Origin of the sequence: Novosphingobium sp. B-7, from assembly GCF_000410615.1 — a bacterium.
GTDB classification, from domain to species: Bacteria; Pseudomonadota; Alphaproteobacteria; order Sphingomonadales; family Sphingomonadaceae; genus Novosphingobium; species Novosphingobium capsulatum.
In genome coordinates this window covers 1-2527 of sequence record NZ_KE148461.1, presented here as the reverse complement: position 1 = coordinate 2527, position 2527 = coordinate 1, and the positions used below count along the sequence as shown (strand labels likewise).

The 2527-nt window shown below is 68.8% G+C and carries 2 protein-coding genes and 1 pseudogene; 2 read left to right on the top strand and 1 reads right to left on the bottom strand.

The features are described from left to right. Positions 1–285: pseudogene (locus H926_RS33735) on the top strand (hypothetical protein); the annotation flags it as partial. A gap of 29 nt (positions 286–314) precedes the next feature. Here H926_RS33735 and purD read toward each other — a convergent pair. Further along, entirely contained in the window at positions 315–1595 is a 1281-nt protein-coding gene (gene purD, locus H926_RS0120390; protein WP_028658286.1) for a phosphoribosylamine--glycine ligase, read from the bottom strand. Between purD and xseA the strand changes: the two genes are divergently transcribed. After that, positions 1594–2527: exodeoxyribonuclease VII large subunit (xseA, locus tag H926_RS0120385; protein WP_022677922.1), on the top strand; the 934-nt coding region annotated here is incomplete at its 3' end. The two genes, purD and xseA, sit on opposite strands and share 2 nt — an antisense overlap.

The following is a 2527-nucleotide window of genomic DNA, read 5'->3' as shown; positions in this document are numbered from 1 at the left end:
GCCACCGGGCATCACCGCGCCGCTGCCGCGATCAGCGATGTGATGCACGGCTTCCTGGCCGATCCCGAACAGGCGCGCGCCTATGTGGCCAAGCGCCATGCCACGCTGGTGGTGGTCTGCACCGTGGCGCCCGAGATGCATCTCTATCGCCGCCAGGCGCCCCATGGCCTGGCCGCCGCGCTGCTGGCCGGCACGCCGCCATCATGGCTGCGCCCGATCGCCTTGCCGACAACGGCCAAGACGCCCAGCAACATCGCCGCGTGGCAGGTCGTGGCGCCGCGCTGAACGATCAGCGCGGGGCAGGCAACCGGCGATCAGGCCCCTTCGCGGGCAATCTCGCCCCAGCCGATATCGCGGCGGCAGAAGCCATCGGCGAAATCCAGTGCATCGACAGCGGCATAGGCAGCGTCACGCGCGGCGTGCACGGTCTTGCCGCGCGCCGTCACGTTGAGCACGCGGCCACCGCTGGACACGAGCTGGCCATCGGCGCCCAGCGCGGTGCCGGCGTGAAACACCTTGGCGCCGGTGCCTTCGGCCGCGGCGATGCCGTGGATCGCGCCGCCCTTCTTCGGCGTGCCGGGATAGCCCCGCGCAGCCATCACCACGGTCAGTGCCGGATCGCTGCTGAAGCGCGGCGGCTCGACCGATGACAGGCGGTTTTCCGCGCAGGCCAGCAGCAGTTCGACCAGATCGGTTTCCAGCCGCAGCATCAGCACCTGGCATTCCGGGTCACCAAAGCGGGCGTTGTATTCGATCAGCTGCGGACCCTTGGCCGTGAGCATCAGTCCGGCATAGAGCACGCCGGAATAGGGCGTGCCGGCATCCTGCATGGCCTTGACCGTGGGTACGATGATCTGCGCCATGGCCTGGGCTTCCAGTGCCGGGGTCAGCACGCGGGCCGGGCTATAGGCGCCCATGCCGCCGGTGTTGGGGCCGGTATCGCCATCGCCGACGCGCTTGTGATCCTGGGCAGAGGCCAGCGGCAGCACGGTGGCGCCATCGGTCAGGGCAAAGAAGCTGGCTTCCTCGCCTTCGAGGAATTCCTCGATCACCACTTCGGCGCCTGCTTCGCCAAACTGGCCGTCGAACATGTCGTCCACCGCGGCGCGGGCTTCATCCATGGTCATTGCCACGACCACGCCCTTGCCGGCGGCCAGGCCATCGGCCTTGATCACCACTGGCGCGCCGAACTGGTCGAGCGCCTGGTGCGCGGCCTGCGCGCTGGTGGCGCGGACATAGCCGGCGGTGGGAATGCCGGCCTTGGCGCACAGGTCCTTGGTGAAGCCCTTGGACCCTTCGAGCTGGGCGGCGGCCTTGCTCGGCCCGAACACGGCAATGCCTTCGCCGCGCAGCGAATCGGCCAGGCCATCGACCAGTGGCGCTTCCGGCCCGATCACCACCAGGCCAATGCGCTGCTCGCTGCAAAACGCGATGACGGCGGCATGATCGCTGGCATCGAGCGCCACCAGTTGCGCGTCCTGGGCGATGCCGGGATTGCCGGGTGCCGCATAGAGCTTGCTGCACAGCGGGGATTGGGCCAGTTTCCAGGCCAGGGCATGTTCACGCCCGCCCGAACCCAACAACAGGATATGCATGGCCTTCCCTTCCGCGCCCAATGACGACGATGACTTTCGCAAGGACGGGCTCCTAGCGAGCGAACGCGCCGGCGACAACGCCCCGGCCCTGTCGATCTCCGAGATTTCTGCCCAGCTCAAGCGCACGGTGGAGGATCGGTTCGGCTTCGTGCGCGTGCGCGGCGAACTTTCAGGGGTGAAGCGCGCGGCCTCGGGCCACCTCTACATGTCGCTGAAGGACGAAGGCGCGCGGCTCGATGGGGTGATGTGGCGCGGCAATGCGCAGCGCCTGGGCTTCATGCCCGAAGACGGCGTGGAAGTGATCGCCACCGGCAAGCTGACGACCTATCCCGGCCGCTCGAATTACCAGATCGTGGTCGATCGCATGGAGATTGCCGGCGAAGGCGCGCTGCTGGCGCTGCTGGCCAAGACCAAGGCGCGGCTGGAAGCAGAAGGGCTGTTCGACCGGGCGCGCAAGCGGGCCCTGCCGTTCCTGCCGCGCGTGATCGGCGTGGTCACTTCCCCCACCGGGGCGGTGATCCGCGATATCCTGCACCGCCTGTCGGATCGCTTTCCCAGCCATGTCGTGGTCTGGCCGGTGCTGGTCCAAGGCCAGGGCGCGGCCGCACAAGTGGCAGCGGCGGTGCGCGGCTTTTCCGATCTGGCCCCAGGCGGGCCGGTGCCGCGCCCCGACGTGGTTATCGTGGCGCGTGGTGGTGGGTCGATCGAAGACCTGTGGAGCTTCAACGAGGAAGAGGTGGTGCGCGCGATTGCGGCCAGCACGATTCCTGTGATCAGCGCCGTGGGCCACGAAACCGACACCACGCTTGCCGATTTCGCGGCCGACCTGCGCGCGCCCACGCCCACGGCGGCGGCTGAAATCGCCGTGCCGGTGCGCGCCGAACTGGCGGCACAGGTCCACGACCTGCAGGCTCGCCGCGGCCGTGCCCTGG